This window comes from Paenibacillus segetis (genome assembly GCF_014639155.1).
Taxonomy (GTDB): Bacteria; Bacillota; Bacilli; order Paenibacillales; family Paenibacillaceae; genus Fontibacillus; species Fontibacillus segetis.
In genome coordinates this window covers 676,895-702,866 of record NZ_BMFT01000001.1, presented here as the reverse complement: position 1 = coordinate 702,866, position 25,972 = coordinate 676,895, and the positions used below count along the sequence as shown (strand labels likewise).

General features: G+C 43.1%; 27 protein-coding genes and 2 tRNA genes. 7 read left to right on the top strand and 22 right to left on the bottom strand.

The window, feature by feature from the left end:
* Positions 1 to 10: 10 nt before the first annotated feature.
* The 7 genes from IEW05_RS02980 to IEW05_RS02950 form a co-directional block, all read right to left on the bottom strand.
* Complete coding sequence (locus IEW05_RS02980; protein WP_188535678.1) at positions 11 to 1,378, bottom strand: ABC transporter substrate-binding protein; 1,368 nt, start codon at positions 1,376 to 1,378, stop codon at positions 11 to 13.
* A 79-nt stretch (positions 1,379 to 1,457) separates the two neighbouring features.
* Complete coding sequence (locus IEW05_RS02975) at positions 1,458 to 2,267, bottom strand: HAD-IIA family hydrolase (RefSeq protein WP_188535676.1); 810 nt, start codon at positions 2,265 to 2,267, stop codon at positions 1,458 to 1,460.
* Between the two features lie 252 nt (positions 2,268 to 2,519).
* The gene (locus tag IEW05_RS02970) at positions 2,520 to 3,215 is read right to left on the bottom strand and encodes a glycerol-3-phosphate responsive antiterminator (protein WP_229753241.1); all 696 of its coding nucleotides are present in this window, start codon (positions 3,213 to 3,215) and stop codon (positions 2,520 to 2,522) included.
* Positions 3,216 to 3,304: transfer RNA gene (locus IEW05_RS02965), tRNA-Ser, on the bottom strand. It abuts the gene before it with no gap.
* A 7-nt stretch (positions 3,305 to 3,311) separates the two neighbouring features.
* Positions 3,312 to 3,387: transfer RNA gene (locus IEW05_RS02960), tRNA-Asn, on the bottom strand.
* A 39-nt stretch (positions 3,388 to 3,426) separates the two neighbouring features.
* Positions 3,427 to 3,675 (bottom strand): ribosome rescue factor BrfA, encoded by a 249-nt coding sequence (brfA, locus tag IEW05_RS02955; protein ID WP_188535674.1) that lies wholly within the window; start codon positions 3,673 to 3,675, stop codon positions 3,427 to 3,429.
* A 58-nt stretch (positions 3,676 to 3,733) separates the two neighbouring features.
* Positions 3,734 to 4,195, bottom strand: a complete 462-nt coding sequence (locus IEW05_RS02950) for a SprT family protein (RefSeq protein WP_188535672.1) — start codon at positions 4,193 to 4,195, stop codon at positions 3,734 to 3,736.
* 128 nt (positions 4,196 to 4,323) lie between these two features.
* On the opposite strand from IEW05_RS02950, the gene IEW05_RS02945 reads away from it, so the two are divergent.
* Together IEW05_RS02945 and cmpA are read left to right on the top strand one after the other, a co-directional pair.
* Positions 4,324 to 4,677 (top strand): hydrolase/acyltransferase, encoded by a 354-nt coding sequence (locus IEW05_RS02945; protein ID WP_188535670.1) that lies wholly within the window; start codon positions 4,324 to 4,326, stop codon positions 4,675 to 4,677.
* Positions 4,678 to 4,772: 95 nt separating this feature from the next.
* Complete coding sequence (gene cmpA / locus IEW05_RS02940; protein ID WP_188535668.1) at positions 4,773 to 4,904, top strand: cortex morphogenetic protein CmpA; 132 nt, start codon at positions 4,773 to 4,775, stop codon at positions 4,902 to 4,904.
* Between the two features lie 39 nt (positions 4,905 to 4,943).
* Here cmpA and IEW05_RS02935 read toward each other — a convergent pair whose 3' ends face one another.
* Both IEW05_RS02935 and IEW05_RS02930 read right to left on the bottom strand, forming a co-directional pair.
* Positions 4,944 to 7,154 carry a Tex family protein gene (locus IEW05_RS02935; protein ID WP_373285816.1) on the bottom strand — a complete coding sequence of 737 codons (2,211 nt, stop codon included), beginning with the start codon at positions 7,152 to 7,154 and terminating at the stop codon, positions 4,944 to 4,946.
* Between the two features lie 154 nt (positions 7,155 to 7,308).
* Positions 7,309 to 7,665: a DUF4190 domain-containing protein gene (locus tag IEW05_RS02930; RefSeq protein ID WP_188535664.1), complete on the bottom strand. Its 357-nt coding sequence runs from the start codon at positions 7,663 to 7,665 to the stop codon at positions 7,309 to 7,311.
* Positions 7,666 to 7,877: 212 nt separating this feature from the next.
* Between IEW05_RS02930 and IEW05_RS02925 the strand changes: the two genes are divergently transcribed.
* From IEW05_RS02925 to IEW05_RS02915, 3 genes are read left to right on the top strand one after another with little or no spacing between them, the layout of a single operon-like run.
* Positions 7,878 to 9,209, top strand: coding sequence for an efflux RND transporter periplasmic adaptor subunit (locus IEW05_RS02925; RefSeq protein ID WP_188535662.1), 1,332 nt, complete (start codon positions 7,878 to 7,880; stop codon positions 9,207 to 9,209).
* Entirely contained in the window at positions 9,209 to 9,910 is a 702-nt protein-coding gene (locus tag IEW05_RS02920) for an ABC transporter ATP-binding protein (protein ID WP_188535660.1), read from the top strand. Before IEW05_RS02925 ends, IEW05_RS02920 begins: the two co-directional genes overlap by 1 nt.
* Complete coding sequence (locus IEW05_RS02915) at positions 9,907 to 11,079, top strand: ABC transporter permease (RefSeq protein WP_188535658.1); 1,173 nt, start codon at positions 9,907 to 9,909, stop codon at positions 11,077 to 11,079. The genes IEW05_RS02920 and IEW05_RS02915 overlap by 4 nt, the downstream gene beginning before the upstream one ends.
* Before the next feature lie 195 nt (positions 11,080 to 11,274).
* Here IEW05_RS02915 and IEW05_RS02910 read toward each other — a convergent pair whose 3' ends face one another.
* The 11 genes from IEW05_RS02910 to IEW05_RS02860 all read right to left on the bottom strand — a co-directional run bounded on the left by IEW05_RS02910 (position 11,275) and on the right by IEW05_RS02860 (position 20,284).
* A complete protein-coding gene (locus tag IEW05_RS02910) occupies positions 11,275 to 11,625 on the bottom strand; it encodes a type II toxin-antitoxin system PemK/MazF family toxin (protein ID WP_188535655.1) in 351 nt (116 codons plus the stop codon).
* A gap of 3 nt (positions 11,626 to 11,628) precedes the next feature.
* Positions 11,629 to 11,910 carry a CopG family ribbon-helix-helix protein gene (locus tag IEW05_RS02905; RefSeq protein WP_188535654.1) on the bottom strand — a complete coding sequence of 94 codons (282 nt, stop codon included), beginning with the start codon at positions 11,908 to 11,910 and terminating at the stop codon, positions 11,629 to 11,631.
* 243 nt (positions 11,911 to 12,153) lie between these two features.
* Positions 12,154 to 13,338: an alanine racemase gene (alr, locus tag IEW05_RS02900; protein WP_188535651.1), complete on the bottom strand. Its 1,185-nt coding sequence runs from the start codon at positions 13,336 to 13,338 to the stop codon at positions 12,154 to 12,156.
* A 179-nt stretch (positions 13,339 to 13,517) separates the two neighbouring features.
* On the bottom strand, positions 13,518 to 14,651 hold the full coding sequence (locus IEW05_RS02895) for an outer membrane lipoprotein-sorting protein (RefSeq protein WP_229753240.1): 1,134 nt from the start codon (positions 14,649 to 14,651) through the stop codon (positions 13,518 to 13,520).
* Between the two features lie 183 nt (positions 14,652 to 14,834).
* Positions 14,835 to 15,308, bottom strand: coding sequence for a GNAT family N-acetyltransferase (locus IEW05_RS02890; RefSeq protein WP_229753239.1), 474 nt, complete (start codon positions 15,306 to 15,308; stop codon positions 14,835 to 14,837).
* A 41-nt stretch (positions 15,309 to 15,349) separates the two neighbouring features.
* The gene (locus IEW05_RS02885) at positions 15,350 to 16,159 is read right to left on the bottom strand and encodes a GNAT family N-acetyltransferase (RefSeq protein WP_188535645.1); all 810 of its coding nucleotides are present in this window, start codon (positions 16,157 to 16,159) and stop codon (positions 15,350 to 15,352) included.
* A gap of 109 nt (positions 16,160 to 16,268) precedes the next feature.
* The gene (locus tag IEW05_RS02880; protein WP_188535643.1) at positions 16,269 to 16,532 is read right to left on the bottom strand and encodes a hypothetical protein; all 264 of its coding nucleotides are present in this window, start codon (positions 16,530 to 16,532) and stop codon (positions 16,269 to 16,271) included.
* An 86-nt stretch (positions 16,533 to 16,618) separates the two neighbouring features.
* Positions 16,619 to 17,521, bottom strand: a complete 903-nt coding sequence (locus IEW05_RS02875; RefSeq protein ID WP_188535641.1) for a GNAT family N-acetyltransferase — start codon at positions 17,519 to 17,521, stop codon at positions 16,619 to 16,621.
* On the bottom strand, positions 17,505 to 18,305 hold the full coding sequence (locus IEW05_RS02870; protein WP_194434085.1) for a TrmH family RNA methyltransferase: 801 nt from the start codon (positions 18,303 to 18,305) through the stop codon (positions 17,505 to 17,507). Before IEW05_RS02870 ends, IEW05_RS02875 begins: the two co-directional genes overlap by 17 nt.
* A 228-nt stretch (positions 18,306 to 18,533) precedes the next feature.
* Complete coding sequence (locus tag IEW05_RS02865; RefSeq protein ID WP_188535637.1) at positions 18,534 to 18,800, bottom strand: CD3324 family protein; 267 nt, start codon at positions 18,798 to 18,800, stop codon at positions 18,534 to 18,536.
* Positions 18,801 to 19,078: 278 nt separating this feature from the next.
* Positions 19,079 to 20,284, bottom strand: a complete 1,206-nt coding sequence (locus IEW05_RS02860) for an MDR family MFS transporter (RefSeq protein WP_188535635.1) — start codon at positions 20,282 to 20,284, stop codon at positions 19,079 to 19,081.
* A 185-nt stretch (positions 20,285 to 20,469) separates the two neighbouring features.
* Here IEW05_RS02860 and IEW05_RS02855 point away from each other — a divergent pair, with 185 nt between their 5' ends.
* Positions 20,470 to 21,816: an amino acid permease gene (locus tag IEW05_RS02855; protein WP_188535633.1), complete on the top strand. Its 1,347-nt coding sequence runs from the start codon at positions 20,470 to 20,472 to the stop codon at positions 21,814 to 21,816.
* A gap of 67 nt (positions 21,817 to 21,883) precedes the next feature.
* On the top strand, positions 21,884 to 24,127 hold the full coding sequence (locus tag IEW05_RS02850; RefSeq protein ID WP_188535631.1) for a poly(ethylene terephthalate) hydrolase family protein: 2,244 nt from the start codon (positions 21,884 to 21,886) through the stop codon (positions 24,125 to 24,127).
* A 49-nt stretch (positions 24,128 to 24,176) separates the two neighbouring features.
* On the opposite strand, the gene IEW05_RS02845 is transcribed toward IEW05_RS02850, so the two are convergent.
* Together IEW05_RS02845 and IEW05_RS02840 are read right to left on the bottom strand one after the other, a co-directional pair.
* A complete protein-coding gene (locus tag IEW05_RS02845) occupies positions 24,177 to 25,040 on the bottom strand; it encodes a carbohydrate ABC transporter permease (protein ID WP_229753237.1) in 864 nt (287 codons plus the stop codon).
* A 2-nt stretch (positions 25,041 to 25,042) separates the two neighbouring features.
* A complete protein-coding gene (locus IEW05_RS02840; protein ID WP_188535629.1) occupies positions 25,043 to 25,918 on the bottom strand; it encodes a carbohydrate ABC transporter permease in 876 nt (291 codons plus the stop codon).
* Positions 25,919 to 25,972: the final 54 nt, after the last annotated feature.

The window sequence follows — 25,972 nt, the reverse complement described above, 5'->3', positions numbered from 1 at the left end:
TCCAGGTCCCTTATTTGCGGTATTTCTTCAGAATATCATCCGCCTGCTGCTGCGACTTCTCAAGCGCCTCTTCCGGCGTTATTTCTCCAAGTAGCGCAGACTGGATATTATCATTGAACAGCTTCGTTACCTGCCCGTTTTGGTAGGTTGATAGTTCGCTTGAAGCATACTCCATCTGATCACGGGCCACCGCGGCTTGAGGGAAACCAGCCACATAGTTCTTCAAAAGCTCCGTATCATAGGCAGCTTTGGTCGTACCCACATACCCTGTGTCAATGGACCACTGTGCGACACGTTCCGGCTGTGTAAGGAATTCGATGAACTTAATAGCAACGGCTTTGCGTTCCTCTGGAATGTCTTTAAAAACGTACAGATTACCCCCGCCTGTAGGTGAGCCGTAATTTTTGTTAGCTGGAAGATAGGCTACGCCAAAATCGAATTTCGCATCGGACTTCACTTTGGATAAATTCCCTGTTGTATGGAACATCATTGCCGTCTTGCCGCTAATAAAATCGGAAGGTACGGTCGCCCACTCTAGCACACCCTCCGGCATGACTTTATCCTTACGTCCTAAGTCGGTATAGAATTGCAAAGCTTCTTTTACTTCCGGTTTATTGAAATATACTTCCGTACCGTCATTGGATACGATGTTGGTACCCGTTTGTAAAGAAAGAGCTTGAAGCATCCAATATTGATAACCAGTGCTTGGAATTTCTAAGCCCCATTGACTCACCTTACCCGCGCTGTCTTTGACTGTGAGTTTTTGAGCGAAATCCCTCAATTCGCTCCAGTTAGCCGGTGCTTTCTCCGGATCTAGATTCGCCGCCTTGAACATGTCTTTGTTATAGTACATAACAATGGTACTGCGCTGGAACGGCACGCTCCAGACCTGGTCACCGGATTTGGTGTTGCTCATAAAAGCCTCATAAAATCCGCCGAAATAATCCTGTGAAAAACGCGGTGTCAGCTCTTCAAGTGCATTCATCTCAAGCAGACTGTACAACTCTGTCGAGAGTAGCACGGCCAAATCCGGCGAATTGCCACCTTGGACCGCCGTCACGACTTTGGTCATCGTATCCTGGTAACTACCGGCGTAGATAGGCTTCACCGTAATTGCCGGATTTTCCTGGTGAAAATCAGCAGCGAGCTTATCGATGAAACCTGTGATCGGCCCCCCGACCGCTACCGGGAAATAGAAACTGAGTTCGACCGGCTTCTCTTCTCCGTTTCCGGATGTCTTATTGTTTTCTTGTCCTCCTGAACCTTGCTCCGCCGCCGAAGCGACGCTGTTGTCGCCAGCTCCATTGTTGCTTCCTGATTTTCCACAAGCAGATAGAACGAGCATCATGGCGATGATAAGAAGACTAAACTTTTTCATGTTATTCCCTCCTTGGTTTTGAAAAGCATGTATGGAGTCCTTCATCGGATGATGAAGGTTATTGCCAGGGTGCCGGCAATCAAATCCTCTCCAGCCGGGTTTCTTCTAAAATGGCGCTGATAGAGGAACAAATGTAATCCGGATTAATCCCTATCCTTTTGACAGATTCCCGGGAATCCACGCCGGAGAGCACAAGCGCTGTTCGCATCCCGATGACTTTGCCCAGCGCGATATCCGTTTCCAGCTTATCTCCAACCATCAGGCATTGTTCGGGGGCCGACTTCAGCTTTTGTAAAGCATAAGCGGCGTAGTGCCTCGAAGGTTTGCCGACGGTTTCCCAGACCTTTTGACCGCCCGCTGTTTCAATAGCTTTGACGAGTGCCCAGGTATCGGGAATCACCCCGTCCTCCATCGGACAAAACGGATCCGGATTCGCGGCGATAAGTAGCGCCCCGTTTCTGACGGCGTTTACGGCGGCTGTCAGTTTATCGAAATCGAAGGTTCGGTCGAGACCGACTAGAACATGACTCGCCCGGCCTGCTTCACTAGTGACGGTAATCCCGCTGCGGGACATCTCCTCCCGCATAGCTTCGCCACCGAGGGGAAATACTGATGCGCCGGAGGCATAGTCACGGAAATACATCCCGGCTACGGACAAGGCAGTGATCACTTCATCCACCGTACAGGCAATGCCAAAGCCCGCAAGCTTGCGCTGCACTTCCTCTCTCGTATACACGGTCGTATTCGTCGCGAACATGATCGTTTTCATGCGCTCTCGTAATGCTTCAATCGTGGAGGCCGCGCCCTCCAATACCTGATTCCCGACATAGACCGTTCCGTCGAGATCAAACAGATAACTAGAAAAATCACTCAAAGGGGTCTGCTGCATCTGTTTCTCAAGCTGCTCCTTTCAAACAAAATAACCCTTGCTCGAAAATGAGATACGGAAGCAGACCATTAGGTGGCCTTACCGTATCATCATTACCGAACAAGGGTTTTCTCCTGGTCTCTACCCATTAATTACAGTAACCATGTACAAGAATAGTATAAAACCGCTTTATCAAGAGAAGATCAAGCGATTGTTATTTCTATGTAAACCATTAAATCCATCGATTACTTACCTGTCAGCAAAAATATTTTGCTAGTTCACTTCCACTTTTAACGGCACCTCGGCATGTCGCCAAATCATGGGATCGCCGCTAGAGATATAGTCCGCTCCGCTCTCTATTGCTTCGATCAGTTCATGCTCGTGACGAATCAGTCCGCCGACGATCAAGGGCTGTTCAATCATAGCCTTCAATTCCCGGGTTACCCGCGGCATCAGTCCGGGCATGAGTTCCACTTCGTCAGGTTTTGTGCTGTTGATCATCTTTACGGCCGTATTTATCGCGGCAGTGTCAATCGCGAATATGCGCTGGATGCTCTTGATTCCAACTTGTCTGGCTGCTGTAATCGCGCCGGACTTAGTCGTAACGATCCCGTCTGCTTTGAATTTGTCGCATAGATAAGAGATTGAATGGGCGTCCCTTCCGAGTCCCGTAATCATTTCGATATGAGCGTATACCTGCTTGCCCGCATCATGAAGCTGGCTGATATATTCCTCGATGTTCCCGATATGTCCGATCATCAAATTCACTCGCTCTACATCGCTTTGCAATACCTGCACGAATTGTTCTTCTTTCGTTACTGATGCAATAATTGGATAATGTCTCACATTTCCACCTACCCTATGAGTCTTATCTACAGTGTAACCAGCAACTGTTTGTACAGTATTAACTGACAAAAAAACGGCCTGCCGATATCGCCGGCAGGCCGTTTTACTTGATGTATTTCGCAACGGAGAGAGAGGGATTCGAACCCTCGCACCGCTTACGCAGTCTAACCCCTTAGCAGAGGGTCCCCTTATAGCCACTTGGGTATCTCTCCAAAATAATGGCTCCCCGAACAGGACTCGAACCTGTGACAACTCGATTAACAGTCGAGTGCTCTACCAACTGAGCTATCAGGGAATAGAAATAACAATCAGAATACAAATTAATTTATCATGATTATATAGCAAAGTCAAGAAGTTCAAGTCGGTGTTGTAAGGGGATTTTTCTATATAAATAAAAAGAACCATCGTCTCCATAGATAGAGGAATGATTCTTATATTTGCTGCGATTCAGTTGTTCGAGCTTCGTTTTAGTCCTCCTAGTTCTCATGTCTGTAGTAGCAAATGGGCTTCGACCAGCTTCAGGATTTCGTTTGCCTTCTCTAGCTATCTTCTGTCTAATTTTCTTAGCTTTAGATGTAGCCATGTCAATCACTCCTTCATTAGTTTCTTTCCTCATTAGTATAGCACATGATCGGGATCCGTTATAAGGAACTCATCTTCAAAATTCCCGCACACTTCCCACAACGGTAGCGCTTTGGATCAACCTTACGCTTACGTAGATACTCCATCCCACAGCTAACGCATACCAGTTTATAGCGATATGGAAGAGAACGTCGTCCGGTACTTCCCGGCAGAGACTGACAATACCTACTCCCCTTCACCTTTGCCAATAACTCTTTAAAATCTGGATCACGATGGCGATGTCCCCTACCAGTCAAATGCAAATGATAATGACATAACTCATGCTTAATGATTTTCTCCACTTCTTCCTTACCAAAGGCGGTAAGCTGATGGGGGTTAATATCAATATCATGGGATTTCATAAAATACCGTCCACCTGTCGTTCTTAAGCGAGAATTAAATCTAGCACAATGCCGAAATGGGAGGCCAAAACTACGAAGTGATATTTCCTCTACCCAAGTCTGAAGCTGTTCGTTGGTCATATGATCCCCTCTTTTCTCTTACCTAAATAAACCTTTAACCATTATTCCCTCGACCATGTACTTGAATTTTAACTTGTCATTACGCTACACTGTCAAGTAGGAATGATAGAAAAGGAGATTAATATACCATGCCTTTAATGAGATACGTTATTTTACAACACGGCCAGGAATTGAATTTCGTGGAAATGCCCAGCGAATACGCTTATCAATTAAGTGCTTTAAACTTACGTCTGAATAAGGAAATTGAGAAATTAACAGCAGATCAGGTTCCTGAATTGCCACGGGCGATTGCCGAATGCGATTCGCTTGAGCTCTTGCAAGAATCTTATCAAATGACTAATGGGCTTCATTATATTAATGAATTAGAGTCATCTTTCTCAGCGATCCAGGAGGAGAATTATCCCCTTATCTCCTTACTGACTGAAATCCGGGCCCTACAAGCCCAATTGGAACAATGGTACGAGGAAGAAGGAGCCCTATAACTACAATTAAAGATGTTTAGGCTAAGACTTGCACTTTTTCCGGCTTCCGCCCATATGTTATCGTACACAGGGAATTGCCAGAGGAGGAGATATTCTTGCCTAAATGGCTTAGCAATCAAATCATGAACGCCTTTAATAAGCGGGATCGCCGCCAGATTCGATTACTTAATGATTGTTGGTTTTTCTATTATAGTCGCCGTGAAACCAATAACGAAGCCAGACAGTAAATTACTGTCCGGCTTCTTTGTTTATTTAATATACGATTGTTATTGATTAGCCGATTTGCCCGGATCACGCATGGTTAGCCCAACGCGTCCTTTGTTAATGTCGACACTCAGCACCCACACCGTGACGTTATCACCGATGGATACGATATCCATTGGATGCTTCACAAAGCCATTACTGAGTTGAGAAATATGCACCAGACCATCGTTCTTGATGCCAATATCAACAAATGCCCCAAAGTCGATTACATTACGCACTGTACCTTGTAGCTCCATCCCCGGAGCTAAATCTTCAATCTTTAGCACATCTGTACGGAAAATGGGTAATGGCAATTCCTCCCGCGGGTCACGCCCCGGACGCTGCAAGCTGTCCAAAATATCACGCAGGGTTGGCAGGCCAACACCTAGCTCCACGGCCAGTGTCTCCGGCTCTAGCGCTGCAAGCTTCGCAGCAAGCTCCTTAGATCCCAGCTGTGACAGTTCTACTCGCAGCTCTTGGAACAGGCGATTCACTACATCGTACGATTCCGGGTGAATCGGTGTACGATCTAGCGGGTAGTCCCCCTCGCTAATCCGCAAAAACCCAATACATTGTTCAAATGTCTTCGCTCCAAGGCGAGGCACTTTCTGTAATTGCTTCCGACTTTTGAATTTACCGTTCTCTTCACGGAACTTCACAATATTCTTAGCCGTTGTTGCATTTACACCTGATACGTAAGATAAGAGTGCAGGTGATGCCGTATTAACGTCAACGCCAACATGGTTAACGGCGGACTCTACTACAGTCTTGAGGCTTTCATCCAAGTTCTTCTGAGTTACATCATGCTGATATTGTCCTACACCAATCGCTTTAGGCTCAATTTTTACGAGTTCCGCCAAAGGATCCTGTATTCTACGTGCAATGGATACAGCGCTACGCTCTGCAACGTCGAGATCTGGGAATTCTTCTTGTGCTAATTTCGAGGCGGAATACACACTAGCCCCAGCTTCATTAACGATTAGATAAGCTAATTCTTTGTCTTGCCGCTGGGCAATAACTTCAGCCACAAACTGTTCACTCTCACGTGATGCAGTACCATTACCTATAACAATAAGCTCTACGGCATATTTATCAATCAGTTCGTTAAACTTGGCCGCAGCTTCCTGTTTCTTGTTATTTGGTGGCGTTGGATAAGTGACAGCTACCTCCAGTAGCTTGCCCGTGTCGTCTACGACAGCAAGTTTACAGCCTGTCCGATAAGCGGGGTCAACACCCAGCACATTCTTACCTCGAACTGGCGGTTGCAGCAAGAGACTACGCAGATTACCAGCAAAGATCGAAATCGCCTGATTCTCCGCTTTCTCCGTCAATTCACCTCTGACTTCCCGTTCTATAGAAGGTGCAATTAAACGTTTATAAGCATCCGCTATGACTGTGTGCAGAAGAGCTTCAACAGAAGATTGGCCCTTAATAAACCTGCTAGCAATATATCGATGTATAGGCTCAGCTTCTACTTCCAGCGTCACTTTAAGCACATTCTCGCGTTCACCACGATTCATTGCGAGAATACGGTGCGGTGGCATCTTTTTTGCAGGCTCACGATAGTTGTAATACATTTCGTATACGGATTCTTCCTCAGGTGATTTCGCCTCGGAGATCATCGTTCCCTGATCCATTGTATATCGACGTACCCACGCCCGAACGGGAGCTTCGTCTGCAATTTGCTCCGCAATGATATCCATTGCCCCTTGCAGCGCATCGTCCGCCGTCTCCACACCTTTGTCGGCATCCACAAATTTCGCGGCTTCTGCCAAAGGATCACCTTGTTTCGGCTGCGACAGCACCCATACAGCTAAGGGCTCTAGCCCCTTCTCCTTCGCCACACTAGCCCGCGTCTTACGCTTTTGACGATAAGGTCTGTATAGATCCTCAACCTCTTGAAGCTTCACCGCTTTGTTGATCGAAGATTCAAGTTCTGTCGTCAACTTGTCCTGTTCCGCAATGATGCGAATGACTTCCCGTTTGCGTTCTTCCAAATTGCGAAGATAATGCACACGCTCCTCAATATCACGGAGCTGGTTCTCATCGAGTTCCCCCGTCATTTCCTTACGATAACGAGCAATAAAAGGAATGGTATTTCCTTCGTCCAGCAATCCCACTGTTGTTCTTACTTGTTTCAATGATAAGCTTAACTCTTTAGAGATTTGTACAATAATCCGTTCAAGTACCTCTGGCGTTAGCTTACCTTGACCTACTTCCACGTTCTCATCCAATTGTGCCAATGATATCCCTCTTTCATACTGATAAAGTCGCTACCTCTATTATCACAAACTTTGATTCCTATTTCCAGCAGAACGAATTTGACATTCAACGGTTAAAATGACAAAACACCGCGCCGGAAGGGGAGCGGTGTTCTTGATCCTCAATTTAAAAATTAGTGTAAGAGTTATAACTATCGTAAGAAGAAAAAGCAACCACAAAGATAATGACTAGTAGAATAACAATACCCCACAGCACAGTGCCGACGATTCCACATACGAGTCCAGCAATGGCGAGTCCCTTACCTTGCTCATTGGTCCGCTTAATGTTTTTAAAGGATAAACTAGAGAAGATGATCGCTAAGATCCCCAAAAGGAATCCACCGTACGGAACCACAATACCCAATATACCAAGTACAAGTGAGGCTATAGATTTGCCGTTCGTCTTCGGTGGTGCTGGCGGATAGTTTGGCGGGTAATCATTAAAAGTACTATATTGATAAGGCTGTTCAGAATTCTGATTCATTCAGAGAGGTCCTCCTCAGATATAAATATTTCTAAGTATAACAGATAACAGAACGTAAATTAATTAAATTTATTGAATTGTCCCCAAATATTAGGCGAAAAACTTTCAGCTAACGTTCAGCCAAGCTTCATCTTCAACTCATCTTGATAAATTATAATGATTCATGTTTCTACTGCGATGGAAACAATTTCACAGAAAGTTGGAGTGATGGAATGAAGAAAAAGTGGCTTTGGATTGGACTTGGTCTAATTATCTTGATCGCGGCTGCATTCATACTTATCCTTATCCTTACGAGTTCTGGTAAAAAGGATGTAAGCCTGGCACCCGTTCAAAATACCACACAGGTAGTAAAAAAAGACATTGTTGTTAAAGTGTCCGGATCCGGATCCGTTACATCCACTAATCAAGAGACAGTTCGAACCAAAGACGAAGGAAAAGTGAAAGAGGTATTAGTTACTACTGGCGATGTAGTAAAAAAAGGACAAGTCTTACTTACTTTTGAAGCTATTGATAACAGTGATAGCCTTTATTCTAAAGAAAGTACACTCCAACAACAGCAACTGGATCTGGTTGACTTACAGGAACAGTACAAACGACAGGTTCAGGAAGGTGCTACCGAGGAAACGATTAATTCTACTAAGAAGTCGATAACCAAACAAGAACTCAATATGAAAAGTACGGAACGGGACATCGCTTCTTTAAAGGAAGCAGAAATTCCACCCGATCCGTTAACCTCTCCAATAGACGGTACAATTACAACTGTTAACATTGCTGCTGGAGAAAGGGCTAGTAATGGAAGTGAATTGTTCATCATCAATGATTACCAAAAGCTGAGTGTAGACATATCAGTCGATGAACTGGATATCCCCAGTGTTACATTGGGAATGGCAGCAACTATTAGTTTAGACGCACTTCCCGATCAAACCTTTGAAGGGAAGGTATCAAGTATTGCTAATGAAGGTACGCCTTCAAATGGCGTGTCCTTATTTGCTGTCACCATCGAATTAAGTAACCCAACTGGAGCTCGAGTGGGAATGTCTGCAGAAGCGAATATTATAGTGAGTGAAAAGAAGGATGCTCTCACATTACCTATTGAAACCGTGCGAAAAATGGGTGATAAATATTCCGTTATCTTGCCAACGACCCAAACAGGGAATGACACTGGCACGAAAGCTACGGATGGTCAAGTCGCAACCAAGCCAGCGGAAGGCGGTACAGAAGGAACCAACAAATCTACGACCACTTCAAGTAGAAACGGAAGTGGGAGACCCAATAATTTTGGCGGTCAGATGAAAGAGGTTGAAGTTGGTATCCATGACGAAAGCAGTATCGAAATTATGAGTGGATTAAATGAAGGGGATGAGGTTGTAATCCCAACGGTAGTAGCTCCTACCTCTACTACAAATGCATCCACATCCAAGCAAGGTGAAATGGGTAGCGGATTTGGTGGTTTCAGCGGTGGTGGAATGCCAAGCGGTGGTAGTATGCCAAGTGGTGGCGGTATGCCAAGCGGTGGCGGATTCCGCGGAAGTGGTGGCAGATAATGCTCACTTCCAACCTACCACTAATTCAAGTGAACGATTTAGGACATGGGTATACTATGGCGGGTGAAGAGATGACTGTGCTTAAGAATGTTTCCTTCACCATTGAGCATGGTGAGTTTGTAGCCATTATCGGCCCTTCCGGATCCGGTAAGAGCACACTGATGAATATGCTGGGTTGTCTTGATATTGCAAATGAAGGCACCTATCTACTGGACGGGCAGGACATCAGAAAATTGTCTGACAATAAATTGGCGCAAATTCGCAACCAAAAAATCGGCTTTATATTTCAACAATTCAATCTGTTACCTAAGTTGTCGGCCTACGAAAATGTGGAACTCCCACTCATTTACCGTAATGTACCTTACAAAGAACGAAAAAAGAATGCTATAGAGGCATTGCAATTAATGGGCTTAGGGGATCGGATGCATCATCGACCTTCAGAGTTATCAGGGGGACAGCAACAACGTGTAGCAATATCCCGGGCTATCGCCGGAAATCCTCCCATCTTGTTAGCTGATGAGCCAACTGGAGCATTAGACAGTAAGACAGGCACAGAAGTTATGGCAAAGATTAAAGAACTAAATAAATTGGGACATACCATAGTACTCATTACACATGACCTTTCCATTGCCGATCAAGCAAAACGGATCATCCATATTCAAGATGGAATGATCGTTGAAGACCGGGGGAATGACGCGTGAATATTCTCCAAAGTATCAAGATGTCTTGGAAGAGCATCATGGGCAGCAAAATCAGATCTTTTCTTACGATGCTTGGCATCATTATCGGGGTATCCTCTGTTATCACTCTCGTATCGGTTGGGCAAGGAACGACCTCTTCTATCACGAAAAGTCTAGAGGGGCTAGGTACAAACCTTCTCACCGTTAATATCATGGGGCGTGGGAACACTACATCCTTATCCTATGAAGAAGCAATGGAATTGGGCAACATTGACGGAGTTGAAGCTGTGTCTCCCGTGATTTCAGGCTCTGTAACTGCTAAAAGGGGAACGACAAATGACACGATATCGGTTGAAGGGATTGCTCCTAGCTACGAAGATGTACAGGACTTCCACGTGCAATCGGGTCGTTACATTGTAGATTTAGATATCGAATATCGTATGAAGGTAGCTCTAATTGGAACAGAGACCGCGACTACGTACTTTGGAACCGACAATCCTGTCGGCCAAACCATTCAACTGAATGGTACCAGCTTCAAAATCATCGGTCTCCTTGAATCCAAAGGGTCCAGCATGACGGCATCTAATGACGATAAGATACTGATACCTATTAACACAGCAGAACGCTTCCTTCAGTCTGGAGGAGTCCGTTCAATTACAGTACAAGTAGTATCTCCTGATCAAATTAGCACTGTAAAAGCAGACCTCGAAGCTGCTCTGAATAAAAAATTTCTTAATGCGACGAATTCATATTCCATATTCAATTCCCAAGAGATGCTGGATACATTAAATTCAACAACTCAATTGCTATCCGTTGCACTAGGAGGTATTGCTGGCATTTCTCTATTAGTCGGCGGTATCGGTATCATGAATATCATGTTGGTATCGGTCAGTGAAAGAACTCGTGAAATCGGTGTACGAAAAGCTATCGGAGCTAGAAAAAGAGATATCCTCCTGCAATTTTTGGTGGAATCCACTGCCCTGAGTGGAATTGGCGGTCTGATCGGAGTCGGTCTCGGGTATGGGTTTAGCGCTTTGATTGGTCACTTCAGTACGATGACGACGTCTGTATCTTCATCGATTGTACTTATCTCCTTTGGTTTTTCCTTATTCATCGGTATCGTTTTTGGAATGATTCCTGCGAATAAGGCAGCTAAACTTAGACCTATTTATGCCCTACGAACTGACTGATCAAGCTATGTCATCTATTAACACAAGCTCTCAATTTCAAAAAAAGAGGCCCCTCACAACGTCTTAGACTTTAGGGAGGGGTCTCCTAACTGTATTCATATAACTGTAATCATATTTTCTATAAAAAGAAAAGAAAGACACTCCGAAAAATCCAGAGTGTCTAAAGAACGGACCTTGAAGTCCGGTTATCGTTAACTAAAAGTCTATCAAACCTAGACTGATAAGCAGCGAGTCGTTTACTTTTCTCATCGTCTCATCATCCAAATGCGTTATTTTATCAGTTAGCCTTTGTTTATCAATAGTACGAATCTGCTCCAATAAAATAACGGAATCACGATCAAAACCGTGCGTCGCTGCTTCGATCTCGACGTGAGTCGGAAGCTTTGCTTTTTGAATTTGAGCCGTAATTGCAGCTACTATAACAGTAGGGCTAAATCGATTACCAATATCATTCTGGATGATAAGAACTGGTCTTACCCCACCCTGCTCTGAACCCACAACAGGGGAAAGGTCTGCAAAAAATACGTCACCGCGCTTGACAATCAATGTTTACACCCCGCTCACTAGGCGGTCTAGAGTGATGTCTGCATCTTCCTCCGCATGGAATGCCTCCGAAGCCATGGTTAAGTTAATCTTAGCCATCTCCATATAGCCACGCTGCATTGAATCACGGATGAAACGTTTCTTCCGTTCATTCAGATACAGTTTCATGGCCTGCCTGATCAGCTCACTACGATTGGAATTCTCCATCGCAACAATTCCATCCACTTCCTGCAAAAGATGATCTGGCAAACTGATCATAATCCTTTTGGTGTTATGCAAATTGGCCATCCTAACTTCCACCCCCAAAACCTTGTCGAACCCTGTCCCTTGTGATCCAGTATATCATTATTCAAGGAAATTTATACAAAGAAATATATGCTGCCAGTATATCAAGTATGCTGCATTTCATTATAAACAAAAATGACATTGCAGTATATACCTGAACATTTCCATGTATTATCATTCGATACCCAGACAGGAATTCCTTCATACAGAGTGAAAAGATTTGTAGTTTTTTGTCAGCTACTGTATTTAAGACAAAAGTGGGCTTACTAGGACATCAGGTGTACCGGTACGTTTATATACTCGGACTACACGATGAGCCAACATGCAAATCAATTCATAGTGGATAGTTCCCATAGCGGATGCCAGTTCGTCTGCAGTAATTTCCCCGCCAGACTGCTGGCCGATGAGTACAACCTCCTCGCCGGCTTTAATGTCTTCAGCTTCTTCAGCCAAAGCTTGTAGCGAAACCATACATTGGTCCATGCAGATTGTTCCAACGACAGGAACGCGGCGACCGCGTATCAGTACTTGCGCCTTACCACCAAGTAACCGGGAATATCCGTCCGCATACCCGATGGGTAGTGTGGCGATTATTTCTTCCTGGTCTGTTACATATCTCGCACCATAACTGATGGAGGAATGAGGTGGAAGTTTTTTAACAAATACCACTTCCGTTTTAAGGGACAGGACCGGAGTTAACTTTACCTTATCGAATAAGACTTCATTAGATGGATATAGACCGTATATTGCAATGCCGATCCGTACCATTTGACAAGATATCTCCGGTAAATCAATGGCGATGGCGCTATTACCCGTATGTATAATCGGGATATGAATTCCTTCCTCCCGTAGCGCGTTCACCACTTCCTGAAAACGTCGGTACTGCTCCAATGTATAGCTTTTGTTCTCTTCATCCGCTGTTGCAAAGTGGGTAAACAATCCTTCCACTTCCACATGCGGAAGTTGTAATGCATCGCGAACGAAATCAACTGCCTCTTCTCCTGGCAATAAACCGATACGTCCCATACCGGAGTCGATCTTGATGTGAACCTTCAACTTATAAGGGAATTCCGAAGGATCGAGGGCCTGAATCGCCTCCAAAATCTCCTTGCTGAACACATTCAACGTAATGTTGTGTTCCCATGCAGTACGAATGCCATGAGCCGGTGTATATCCCAAAACAAGAATTGGCATGGTAATGCCAGCCTGCCGGAGTTCCAACGCTTCTTCCAAAAAAGCTACGCTCAGATAATCCGCTCCAAACCGTTCCAATTCTCTTGCTATAGGTACTGCACCGTGTCCGTAAGCATTAGCTTTCACGCATGCTAGAAGTTTCATTTCTCTTGGCAGTCTATTGCGAAACGCCAAATAATTGGACTGTAACGCATCGATATCAATTTCCGCTTGAGTAGGCCGATACTTCACTTGCACTTCTAAGTCACCTTCTCCAATGATTGTAAGTCTTTCCTTCTACGATACACTAATGGTAATGTTCCTGAAGGCGACTGTCAATTCTACTGGATAAAGGGCCTAAATAAGAAAAGGCGGACAGAGTGGTTCCGTCTGGATATTGTATCCAATCGGAACAGCCGCAATCCGCCTGTTCTGTATTATTTACCCGTTTGGTCCTGCATAGAAGCGGCTATTTTTACCATTTCATTCACTGGTAAGTCACCACTTGTTATTTTAAACTCTAGACCATCAACCGTCCATGTCAATGTTTGGAGTGCATCACCTGTTAACAGACCTGCTGTGAAGCCTAGATCTACTACTTCACCAGGTACAAGCGAAGCCGTTCGGTCTGGTGATCTGGACTCCGTCAAAGTGAACTGATATGTACCATCATATCGCAGAAGTACTGTACTTCGTTCACTATCGTCCACAACCTTATCATCTCTATATTCTACGCCCTGCGGCAAGTACGTTGGAATAATCATGCCAAACGGCTCTGATAAAGCCGGAGTAGCTATTTCTGAACCTGTTTCCTCGTTACTGCTTGTAGTTGCGCTATTATTACCTTCAGTCCCAGCATCCGATGTAACTGGCTGCTTTTCAATGAGCATTCCAGATTCGTCAACTTCAAGCAATGTTCCCTTAGAATTTTGAGCCGCTGCATCAAGATTGTGCTGCATATCAAACGAATTTTTATCAAACTTGGTGCCAAAATCAAATTTATCAAACTTCACTTCCACAATAACCTTAGCCTCGGAATCCGACACCTGCACTTGTTTTGGAGCATAGTCTTTTTTATCAAGCCAAATTTTTTGGCGGACGAGCGAATGCGTGTTATAGTTTGCTGCTACATCAAATACATAGCTGTCCTTGTCACTAACGAATTGCCGTGTATTATCGCTCACTATACTTTTAACGAGCGTCTGGTACAGGTACACCTGACCTTGATTCTCTGGCCAATCACTTTGGAAACGGAAGCTCTTGTTCAGGCTAGGTGTTAGAACATACACACCTTGGTCATTACGCAGTACAATCTGCGTTACGTTCTTCTGTGCGTTAGTGAGCGCGATCCGGTAATATGACGGATTCTGATACCACACTTCCACCCTGTACTCTTGTGGATTGTCCCCAGTATAAAGTGTCATTATCCCTGAACCCTGGTAACTCTCCATTTTTGTAACGACTTTGTCCAAATCTTTGACAACACCGGAAGCGTCTTTCTTCCCGCAACCAGCCAACATGACGCTTACAACTATCACGATGGTTAACACCCATGTGATCCGTCGACGCATGAGATCATCCCCTCTGCAGTTTGTTTTCCTAAACTGATACATATCTATGAGGGAACTTGGCCATTTATGCGGACTGGTTTGACAAGCTTATGCTTGGATAGGATTCAGGTCAAGCTATAACCGCAACAAACCCTTTTCCTAGGCGGATTATGCATAATAAAAAGAGCTCCCCAAGTGATCTTTTTACAGATCTTCTGAAGAACTCAATTGCTTTTCATAACATAGACTGGACTCACAAGCTACATACTCACCGTATCTTTCGATCTCAGTATAACCATGCTTCTTATAAAAATATATCGATTCAGATTGTGGTGCCCCCGTTTCCAGCCGTATAACCCCATAATTTAAGTTGATCGCTCTCTCCTCGAGATATCGCAAGATCTTCCCAGCTATTCCTCGTTTTCTATAATCCACTTCCACAAAAAATCTCTTTAGTTCTACCACGTCATGATCTACCCTGCGTATTGCTCCGCATCCAACAGGTACGTCTGAATCATAAGCTATCACAAAAATGATCTCCGCGATCCTTGGGTCAGAGAAGTCAACACCAAACACCTCATCCGCAGGATATATCTCATATAAGTATTGATCCAGCTTGGTTATCAGATGTAATAAGTCAGGATTGCGGAAATCCACTTCTTTAAGAGATATGTCCACTTCTAATCCTCCCCTATGTCTAGACATTGGTGCTATTCTGTTCATTCTTCTATCATAAACGCATAAACTGGATAATTCTCTCGTACCTCAAATCCGAGCTTCAGTGCTAGTTTATGAGAAGGAATATTCTCATGCGTTGTTTCCCACAAAGGATACATCTCACCTTCTAATAAGTGATCAATTAACTGGATCGCAGCAATGGTTGCATACCCTTTCCCTCGCTCTGCTTGTGCCAACGTATCGATATCAATAAAATATTCATTCCGAAATATAAACCCATTATTTTTACAAATGGTTACGACTTGGTTGTCCTTTTTAATTTGTACCCCTTGGCTTTGTTTAGACTTAAACTTCTCACTTATGTAAGATACATGATAGAATGATTCAGGCAATATATCAAAATCCAGCAAACGTACCTCTATTTCATCTTCTGCTGAAGCAATTTTATGTTTGACTTGATTAAATTTACTCAGATTTAGTGTGTACACTGATTCATAATGCTTATCTACCTTTATGTAGTCTATTTCCGCTAAAAAAAGCTTATCCCATTGTTCATCATCGGAAGTATAGATCTCAAACCAATTTGTATGTCGTTCTCTGCAATCAGGTATAACTACATTTTCTATAAAACTATTCACTACAAATTCATTTTTCAGCGATGAGAGACTTCCCTCCAAATACATCCACCTACCGATTGCCCAAACAATAGCAATGTTAGGTATTTGGGCATTATCGACAAATACTCTACCTGGGTAGTTACCATGAATTACCGATAAGGCTGGTATGTAGTTCTTCTTATTGATAAAAAATGATTCTACAATAGGAAATTGATCAACATGCAATTCTAGCATGATACAAGCTCTCCCCTTTAATAAAATTGAGTCCAATAAAGTATATCATTACAATACAAAGACCGCTGACTAACGTCAACGTTCTTTGATCCAACGATTTGAGAATCAATTAGAACACTCTTCTGCGAATTCTCCGTCTTCTTTGTATCAAAAGGATAGCCAGAAGATCAAACAGAACAAGCGGGATTATGAACGGTGCAAATGTTGCATGGGCTCCGCTACCTTTGTCATGGGCAGCCGATACTTTAAGATACAGCTTTTTATCACTAACTTTTACGATGGTACCGTACAAAACTGCACCTGTCTTGGTTTTGATTTTAACGGGTTTATTCAGATAGCTTTTAGCCTGTTTATAGCGTGATGTAGTTGCCAAATAGTCCACCTCCTGATCATTATGCCACAATATACGCAGTGTCTTCGCAGGAGGTGTGGGCAGTTGAGATATATATGAGACTATTATTATTCCATGTGCTTTCTCCATGAATGTGTTGTGAACTCTGGCTCAAAACCAATACGCCGATAAAATGGCTGATCGGAACCTACGTAAACCTTAACTACTCCCAAGCCTTTAAGTCGATTGAATCCCTCATAGATAACTGTCTTCCCTAACCCTCTTCTTCTGTAATCTTTATGTGTCCCTACAGGCTCCAGAATGGCAACTTGATTAACTTCATCCAACCATATCCCGCAGAAAGAGACGACCTCACCTGATTCATTAATTATGCACAAATCCAGCTCTGGGTTGTAATCAGGAGCGTTCTTTATATTGCCATAGTTCTTTAAAGTTAGTTCGGCAGAGGGAGAATCGGCATAATCAAAAGCCATAATATGTCCCATAGCTTTACATAGATCATCAACCTTAGATCCACATTGAAGTGCAAATCCGTCAGGTAATGTTACCTTGAACTCTCGATCCATTGAAATGGATAACGTGGGATTACTCCATTCTTCCCGAACATATCCTCTACTCATTGCAACTTGTTCCACTGTCGTCATACCCGTTACAATTTCAAGATGATTTGAGCTTACACCACTATCGAACTTCAACAGATATTCCTCAGCATATTGAAACATTTCATTTATCAGTTCAGTAGCGGGTTCTAGCGTATCCAACAAGAAGAAGGCGTTACCGTCATCACATGCAACAGCAGCTATATCGCCATTACTGTATTCCCATAGTCCTATGCGATCCTGCCATCGCTGCTTAGAACTTGCCTGTCCCACTTCCTGAAAAAAATCAAGGAACTCCCATCGATCAATTGCCCAGCAATTGGGCCGCCCCAGCTTCGTTTGCGTGTCTATTAGAAAGTCCCTGACCTTCAAAAAGTCTGACTCCGCATAAGACCTAAATGTTATTTTCATAACAATCCCCTTCCTGAGTCCTTTTGTGTAAGCAAATCTCATATGCAAGAATAGAAGCCGCAACTCCTACGTTTAGCGAGTCACAGGAACCAAGCATCGGAATCGTTAACGTTTGTACCGAATGGTTGTACCATTCTCGCGATATCCCATAGCGTTCGCTCCCAAGAACTATCGCCGTATTTCCGCTATAGTCATTACCTTCGTAACAAGATTTCGCCTCCGCATCAGCCAAATAAATGCGAAAGTTGTGTCCCTTCAACCAATTTATACATTGTAAGGGTTGTTCGAACTGCACGATAGGAACCGTGAAAACCGCTCCCATACTCGCTTTGATCATTTTCGGATTGTTATAGCGGGCTCTTGGGTTACAGATCATAACCGCGTCTACCCCAGCTCCGTCACAGGATCTGAGAATCGTTCCGATATTGCCCGGGCTTTCCAATCCATCTAATACTACAACCACGGCATCATCTCGAACTACAAGTTCTGCTGGATCATGAATAGGCAAAATACCAACGGACATGAATCCATCTGGATCATCTCGATCACTTAGCTTTTGAAAGATTTTAGGGGCTATGATGTAAATATGTTCCGTTCTGTTCATAAACTCTTCAACAAGCTCCACTGCTTCGTTACTATAAATCATTTCAAGACAAAACAGACAATATTCAATAGGAATATCAGTCATTTGCAGCTTTTGGTGCGCCCAAATCCCTTCCGTTACAAACCGCCTATCCGTAGTGGGAATGGCGTTATTAAGTAATGATTTGATGTCCGTCATCATTTCATTTTGTGGACCAATTCTTTTTATTTTTCGCTGATATTTCTCCAACAAGTGATTTAACCTTAGTGTATTCACCTTATTCAGATCCCTTTTCTACTTTAGCTTATAATCAAATTATATCGACCTGGGTTCAACCAAACATAGATACAGAATGCTTCTGATTCGTTCTTTACACAAAATAAAAACCCGTCAGAGTAAATTCTCTCACGGGTTCGATTTATACATTAATTATTTTTTGCAATAGACGATCTTCCTAATGCTATCATAAGACAGGCAGAAGGTATCTGATAGTTGATCTATCGTTGCACCTTCACGAAACTGTTCATTGATTTTCTTATTACGAATATCCAGTTGTTTCCGATGACCGGAATTCTCGCCCCACTTTTTGCGTACACCTTCGGAATTAGGAATATAAATCATTTCACCTTGCACATACTTCTGTATTTCCTTCAATAACTCTTCGGGAAAAATAACATTTGCTGATATATACTTCATTCGCTCTCCGCTCCTTAAAATCATTTAGCATTTTAAGGTAGCAAAGCCTGCGTAACCACTTCTCATCCTCAGGATGATTATAGGCGATTATAAACTAACTAGCTCCATGCAAAGAATCGCCGCGTCGATCTTGCAGACTTTGCATGGAGCACATCTAATACGAAATCTATTACACAATTCATAGTATCCCCCCCTATCTCACAACCCATAATTTTCATATTGAGGGTATTATCCCCTCAGAAAACTATTTAGTCAATAACTCAGACACGAATTGAATTTTATCCTTGCTTCAGACGCCGATGTGCCAACAGCAAGAATGGAATACCACAAGCAGAGCATCCGGCAATAATAGCAAAAATTAATAGAGCAGATTGTACACCTATAACATCCAGCAGGAATCCCCCTAATAATGGGGCCATCACATTTCCTAAGTTATTGAATCCAAACATACCGAAGTAGGTACCACGTAATTCTGGCTTAGCAATTCGATCGACTAACACATCCGTCATGGTGAACATGAGGACCTCACCGATCGTAAACAATACAACACTTAGCATGAAGGCTACTATCGATTCAAAGATACCAAAGACCAATAGGCTGCATGATATAAATGCGCTACCCACAATCAATGGCGTGACCGGGGAAAAGCGACTAGCGATTTTCACAACGGGAAACTGTACAATCAATACAACGAGTGCATTCATGGTCAGCATATAACTAAACCATTTTACTCCATCTTCGATTCTAGGATTCATCTCCATAAACTGGCCTAATGTAGACCCAAAATGTCCATAACCAAATACGCAGAAGATCATGCCGATCAGAACAAAGATAAACACTCGATCCTTACCAGTAACCTTCAAAGCGCCAGTTAACGTAATTCGATTACCCAGTTCCTTATTCGCCGCTCCGATTTCTTTATTTAACAAGAACTGTACGACCAGGACGGCACCATAACAGAAATAGACTAGCCCGGCAATATAGAAAACTCCATTCGAATTCGCCACTCCCATTTGTAGTCCCAATATAGGCCCCACCACAGCCCCAACATTGATTGCCGCATACCTCAGATTAAATATGAGAAGTTTGCTCTCCTGTGGTGTAATATCGGCTAGCAAGGCCCGAGAGGTCGGTTCGAACATGGCCCGGCATAATCCATTCAAAGCGTTCATGAGGAAGAAGATCCAAATGCGATCAGCCAGCGCAAAACCAACAAACACTAGACTCCAACCAAAGATAGAGATTAGCATCACTTTTTTTCGCCCAATAACGTCAGAAATGTATCCCCCATAGAAACTAGCAAACACACCGATAAGCGAACTAACCGCTACGACAATACCCGTCTGTGTGGGAGAAGCACCTAGCGATTTAATTAAATAAATAGATAGAAACGGAATACTCATTGTGGTTGCCATCCGGCCAAAAATCGTTCCAATGATAATGGTCCATGACAAGGGGTGGATTTGCTTTAAGTATGTATTCATATAACTGTCGCCTTCTTTTTATGTAACTTAGTATCAGTAGCTTATCACATCATGAAAAAATTTGTCAGAATTTAAGATCACTGATGTGCATATTCCTACATATCTTAACTAATTAATTTATTGTATTATATAGAGCAGTGTTATTTCTTAATTCACGAAATCAACTCATCAGGAGGCATTCTACTGTGCAATCAAAACAAGCACCGCTGCAAAAAAAGCTACTACCACGGCATATCAGTTTTATGGCGATGGGAGGAGTTATTGGCACCGGTATTTTTAAAGGAAGTGCTGAGACCGTAAGTGTTGCTGGTCCAGGGGTTATTTTTTCCTACGTATTCGCAGGTCTTCTACTACTTGTCGTTATGGGAGCGATCGCGGAAATGGCCACCGTCTTCCCTAACATGAATATGAAGGATTTCATCCGAAAAGCTTTCGGAGAACGGATTTCATTTATTATTGGATGGCTATATTGCTTCATGTGGTTATCCGTCTGCGTCATTGAGGTTATTGCCGCAGGAAGCTTCCTGCAATTTTGGATTCCCGATGTTCCATTGTGGGCGCTTAGCCTCGCAAGCGCAGCCTTCATTATTGGGATAAATTCCATGAGTGTTGGAGGTTACGGGGAGTTTGAATTTTGGCTAGCAGGGATCAAAATAGCTATGATCGTTGTGTTCATAGTGCTCGGCGGATGCATCCTATTCGGCGTATTGCCTGGATCGGACGCTCCTTTCTTACACAATTATACAGAGTACGGTGGATTTATTCCGAATGGCTGGACTTCCATCTTCTCAGCCCTGCTCATCGTTATGTTCTCCTATGGGGGTTCCGAGCTCATTGGACTGACGTTAACGGAGGCGCAGGATGCGGAGAAGGTGCTGCCTAAAGTAGTAAAGGGCTTCATTCTACGGGTTATTCTGTTCTATTCCTTGCCTATTCTGATTATCTGTGGACTTATTCCATGGAATCAATTAGATGAACATACCAGTCCATTTGTACAGGTCCTGACTTCGTCCGGAATGCAAGGTGCAGCCCATCTGATGAACTTCATCCTGATTACCGCCGTGTTATCAGCGGCAAACTCAGGAATTTACGGTGCTACGCGGATGTTACATTCTCTAGCCAAAGACGGAGAAGCCCCGCAATCGCTCGCTCGTATTTCCGCTAAGGGAGTTCCTGTGAATAGTCTGAAGCTATGCGCAGTTATACTATTTCTTGGCTCGATGATTGCTTACATTACTCAAGAAAAAGTGTTTACCCTGCTGATGGCGGTACCTGGCTTCGTTGTTGTAGTCGTCTGGATTGCAATATGCCTAGCTCAGCTAAAACTCCGCAAATCTTATCCTGTACAGCCAGGATTCAAGGTATGGGGATATCCTTATCTCACTATAATCACGACCTTTTGTCTATCCGTTATTGCGTTAACTTTCTTATTTGACGCAGGAAATCGAATTAGTATTGGCGTGTGTGTGGGTGTAATGATCTTTCTCTCTGTATGGGCGGTTATCCGGTTCAAATCACGGCAAATTCCATAATCTCCTCATTCCCCCATCCCGTAAGCCATGATACAATAAATTGATGATAACTAGGGTGGGGGAAACTATGCAACTTCAGATGCAAACTGAATACATCTATGGAAAACCACCACTTGCTTCAAGACTAGCACGTCGTATCAGACATACCTATCAATATGATACCGCCTTCTGGCGGATTGCAATTGCCGGCCCCTGGGGGGTTGGCTTATTCGCATTTGTCTTAACCGCACTCGGTATACCTACAGGGCTTGGAACCTTTTTGGATATTTTGCTGTGTACCACGATCGGTACTATCTTGCTGTTTATCCTAGCAAATCTTATAGCGGTTATAATAGCACTGATTGGAATACCGATACCTAGACTGTTCACAGGTAGTGTATTATTCGATCTCAGCGCTATATTTCTTATCTTTTATATCGATGATGTTGAATTCGAGATTTCAGCTGTGATCTCTATTATTGGAACAATAGCTGGCGTAGTCATAGGCCTTGTTATCGGTTTACTAGCTAGCCGAAGAATCCGTATTCCGATCAAGGTAAGCCTAGTCACTCTACTTGCTCTATTATGCCTAAGTTCGGTACTATGGCCAAAAGAATTACCTTTAGTTCATTCAGATACCTCCCCTTCCTCGGTAACACCTATTAACATGGTTAGTCCAGCGGAACCGGGATCTTATCCGGTTGACTATTTTACTTATGGGAGTGGAAAAGACACACGGCAGACCGAATTCGGGCACAATGTCGATCTAGTCTCACAAACTGTGGATGCATCACAATATATTACTAAATGGTCTAAACTGCGTACGGTATTCTGGGGATATAACCAAGAATCCCTTCCTTTAAACGGTCGGGTGTGGATGCCACAGGGTTCAGGTCCTTTTCCACTCGTATTGATGGTTCATGGTAATCATTTAATGGAAGACTATTCAGACGAAGGTTACGCCTATCTAGGAGAATTGCTGGCCAGCCGAGGATTCATTACCATTTCGGTTGATGAGAATTTTCTTAATTACTCCATGCTAACAGGGATACCCAACGATGATATGAAAATGCGTGCTTGGATCCTGCTGAAGCACTTACAGCAAATTGATGAATTTGCTAGTTCATCAGATAATCCATTCTACGAAAAGGTCGATTATGAACAAATCGCACTTATTGGACATTCTCGTGGAGGGCAGGCTGTAGCCATGGCTGCAGACGCCAATCGTTGGTTCAGTGCCGATAATACTTTAGGTGATCTCAGTAAGTTCCATATTCAAGCGGTTGCTGCTATCGCTCCTACGGATACTAAAGTTGATGGTACCAATGCCAAATTGTTAGATGTCAGCTACCTAACTCTCCAAGGGGCTCATGATGGTGATGTCAGCGACTTTGACGGAGAACGGCAATATGCCAGAACCTCCTTCTCATCAGGGTCTTCACACTTCAAATCAACCTTATATATTTCGAGTGCTAACCATAGTCAATTTAATAGTGGCTGGGGTGACAGAGATGTTGCTTATCCATTGGGGCTTTTGCTTAGTAAACAAGGGTTGTTAAATGCCCCTGATCAAAGGGAGATTGCCAAAGTGTACATCTCCGCCTTTTTAGAAGCAAATCTCCACGGGGATCAGCAGTACATGCCACTATTTCAAGATTATCGAACGGGGCTACATTGGCTTCCGGAGTCCGCTTATTATAATCGGTTCGAGAGCGGAGATTTCAAGCTTTGGTCTTCATTTGATGAAGATATGAACCGGATAAGCATTCCTAGTGAAGGTAGCGCGGCTGGTAAGGACCTGAAATGGCTGGAAGAGGAGTACAAGAACCGACATAAAGGCAATAAAGGTACACGGGGAATCGTACTAGAATGGGAAGATAAAGAATCAGTAGATCCTTCATACAGTATAACCTGGAAACAAAGAGCTCCTATGCCACCATCGGGAATCGCTTCTGTACTTTCTCTATCACTTAGTAATCGCAGTTTCGAATTAGCGGATGCTGAGTCTGATGATCAACAATTTAAAGACATCAACATTGAAATTGAGATTCAGGATTCAAATGGTGTAAGCGTGCGTCTGCCCTTATCTTCATTCAGGGATGTACCTTCACTTCCAGTGACCGATTATACCGTTCATCCATGGATAGGTAAGCGTCTTTCAAATGGTAAATACAAATATCCAACGGAGGTCGTATTTCAAACGTTCCAACTTCCTCTTTCGAAGTATAGCGAGCTCAATCCCGAGTTGGACCTCGCTCATATTCAACAGTTAACTTTTCATATGAGCGGAGGACCCGGTAAAATTATGCTCGATGATATTGGAGTTTATTAAGAAAAAGGGAAGCCGAGTGGCTTCCCTTTTTGCTTGTTCATTTCGCACCTTATCCTTTAATAGCTCCCTCAGTAATCCCAGAGAAAATAAACTTTTGCAAGAGCAGATAAATAATGATAGTTGGGAGTAAGACGATCAGAATGGCTGCAGATAATAGACCATAATCAGAAGCCCTCTGACCAACGAAGGTCATTAATGCTGTCGAGAGGGTATGCAGTTCCTTGGACGGCATATATAAATATGGAATGTACATGTCATTCATAATATCTACTGCCTTAATAATAGCTAATGTGGCCGAGGCAGGAATCAGCAATGGGAAGATAATCCGGAAGAATATTTTAAAATAAGAGGCTCCGTCAATCATTGCACTTTCGTCAAGCTGATTCGATATTTTCTCAATAAACTGTAGGTAGATGAAAATTTGAAGTAAATCCGTACCTGCATAGATCAGTAGTGGAGCAGACATACTGTCGTATAACCCCAGCGATTTGATAATCTGAAATCTGGATACCTCGGTTGTATAGAAAGGTATAACCATTGCCACGGTGAACATTGCCATAATGATTTTTTTGGCTCCAAATTGAAACCGATTCAACGTATATGCCGTCATGGAGCCTAACACCGTGTTCAGCAAGACGCTGACAATAACAAGAATTGCTGTATTTTTAAAACCTACTAACATATTTCCCATCTTAAATGCTGTCTTTATATTCGTAAACTGCCACGCATCCGGAAGCGCTAGAGGAGAATTCTTCATCAACTCCGGCCCGGTCTTAAATGCCGTAAAGATATTTATTAATACTGGAAACAATACGATCAGACTAATTATTGCAAATAGTAGATAAAGCAGGAATGAATTCAAACGTTGACTTGTTCGATAGCTGACTAGGGAGCTGGGCATGATGTTTTTCATAGTTATTCGTCCCTCCCCTTAAACAATTTACTCTGTAACATACTGAACACAATAATAATTGTCATCAAAATGACCGCTAATGTCGAAGCCAATCCGTAATTGTTATATTTAAATGCAGTCTGGATGGTATACACCGTAAAGGTAGTACTCGCCGTACCTGGTCCACCTTGGGTCATAAGGAATGGAATGTCAAAGACTTGCAAAGCCCCTCTTACATTGAGGAAGAGGACAATCTCGATCACCCGGCTAATACCTGGTGCCGTAATGTATCGGAACTTCTGAAATGCACTTGCTCCATCAATGGTTGCTGCTTCATACAAATCAGCTGGGACAGATTGCAGACCTGCCAAGAACAAAATAACGTGAAATCCACTAAATCTCCATAATGACACAGCGACCAAAGAATAGTTAACCACACTGGAATCGCTGAGCCAGTTGCGTATGAGAAATTCAAGATTCATATCTCCTAGTAGTGCATTTAACGGACCATTGATCGGATTGTACATATAGCTAAAAATATAAGCTACAGCTACACCATTAAGAATGTAAGGCATAAATACGATCGATCGAAAAAAGTTACTACCTTTGATTTTATTGTTAAGAAATACCGCTACCATAACTTCAAGAGGGATAAAGATCACATGAAGAATAAAGTATAGAAAGTTATTGCCTAATGCTGTCCATACCTCTGGAGTTTGAAAAGCTGTAATATAATTTTTCAGTCCTGTATATTCGAAGCTTTCAGAAATACCATTCCAATTGGTGAAGCTAAATTGAAATAATTTAACTGTTGGATAGAGTAGAAATAATACAAGCAAACCTACTGGAATACAAAGAAATGAGAAAATAACAAGCCGCTTCTGGACAGTATATCTCATCCACGAACCTCCTCCGGATGGGTTGATTTAGGTCGCCCTGATCTAAATCTGAAT

Coding starts and splice junctions, on each gene's coding strand:
- IEW05_RS02980 (WP_188535678.1), bottom strand. CDS start 1,378: ATGAAAAAGTTTAGTCTTCTTATCATCGCCATGATGCTCGTTCTATCT.
- IEW05_RS02975 (WP_188535676.1), bottom strand. CDS start 2,267: ATGCAGCAGACCCCTTTGAGTGATTTTTCTAGTTATCTGTTTGATCTC.
- brfA (WP_188535674.1), bottom strand. CDS start 3,675: ATGGCTACATCTAAAGCTAAGAAAATTAGACAGAAGATAGCTAGAGAA.
- IEW05_RS02950 (WP_188535672.1), bottom strand. CDS start 4,195: ATGACCAACGAACAGCTTCAGACTTGGGTAGAGGAAATATCACTTCGT.
- IEW05_RS02945 (WP_188535670.1), top strand. CDS start 4,324: ATGCCTTTAATGAGATACGTTATTTTACAACACGGCCAGGAATTGAAT.
- IEW05_RS02930 (WP_188535664.1), bottom strand. CDS start 7,665: ATGAATCAGAATTCTGAACAGCCTTATCAATATAGTACTTTTAATGAT.
- IEW05_RS02925 (WP_188535662.1), top strand. CDS start 7,878: ATGAAGAAAAAGTGGCTTTGGATTGGACTTGGTCTAATTATCTTGATC.
- IEW05_RS02920 (WP_188535660.1), top strand. CDS start 9,209: ATGCTCACTTCCAACCTACCACTAATTCAAGTGAACGATTTAGGACAT.
- IEW05_RS02905 (WP_188535654.1), bottom strand. CDS start 11,910: ATGGCCAATTTGCATAACACCAAAAGGATTATGATCAGTTTGCCAGAT.
- IEW05_RS02895 (WP_229753240.1), bottom strand. CDS start 14,651: ATGCGTCGACGGATCACATGGGTGTTAACCATCGTGATAGTTGTAAGC.
- IEW05_RS02885 (WP_188535645.1), bottom strand. CDS start 16,159: ATGCTAGAATTGCATGTTGATCAATTTCCTATTGTAGAATCATTTTTT.
- IEW05_RS02875 (WP_188535641.1), bottom strand. CDS start 17,521: ATGAAAATAACATTTAGGTCTTATGCGGAGTCAGACTTTTTGAAGGTC.
- IEW05_RS02870 (WP_194434085.1), bottom strand. CDS start 18,305: ATGATGACGGACATCAAATCATTACTTAATAACGCCATTCCCACTACG.
- IEW05_RS02865 (WP_188535637.1), bottom strand. CDS start 18,800: ATGAAGTATATATCAGCAAATGTTATTTTTCCCGAAGAGTTATTGAAG.
- IEW05_RS02860 (WP_188535635.1), bottom strand. CDS start 20,284: ATGAATACATACTTAAAGCAAATCCACCCCTTGTCATGGACCATTATC.
- IEW05_RS02850 (WP_188535631.1), top strand. CDS start 21,884: ATGCAACTTCAGATGCAAACTGAATACATCTATGGAAAACCACCACTT.
- IEW05_RS02845 (WP_229753237.1), bottom strand. CDS start 25,040: ATGAAAAACATCATGCCCAGCTCCCTAGTCAGCTATCGAACAAGTCAA.
- IEW05_RS02840 (WP_188535629.1), bottom strand. CDS start 25,918: ATGAGATATACTGTCCAGAAGCGGCTTGTTATTTTCTCATTTCTTTGT.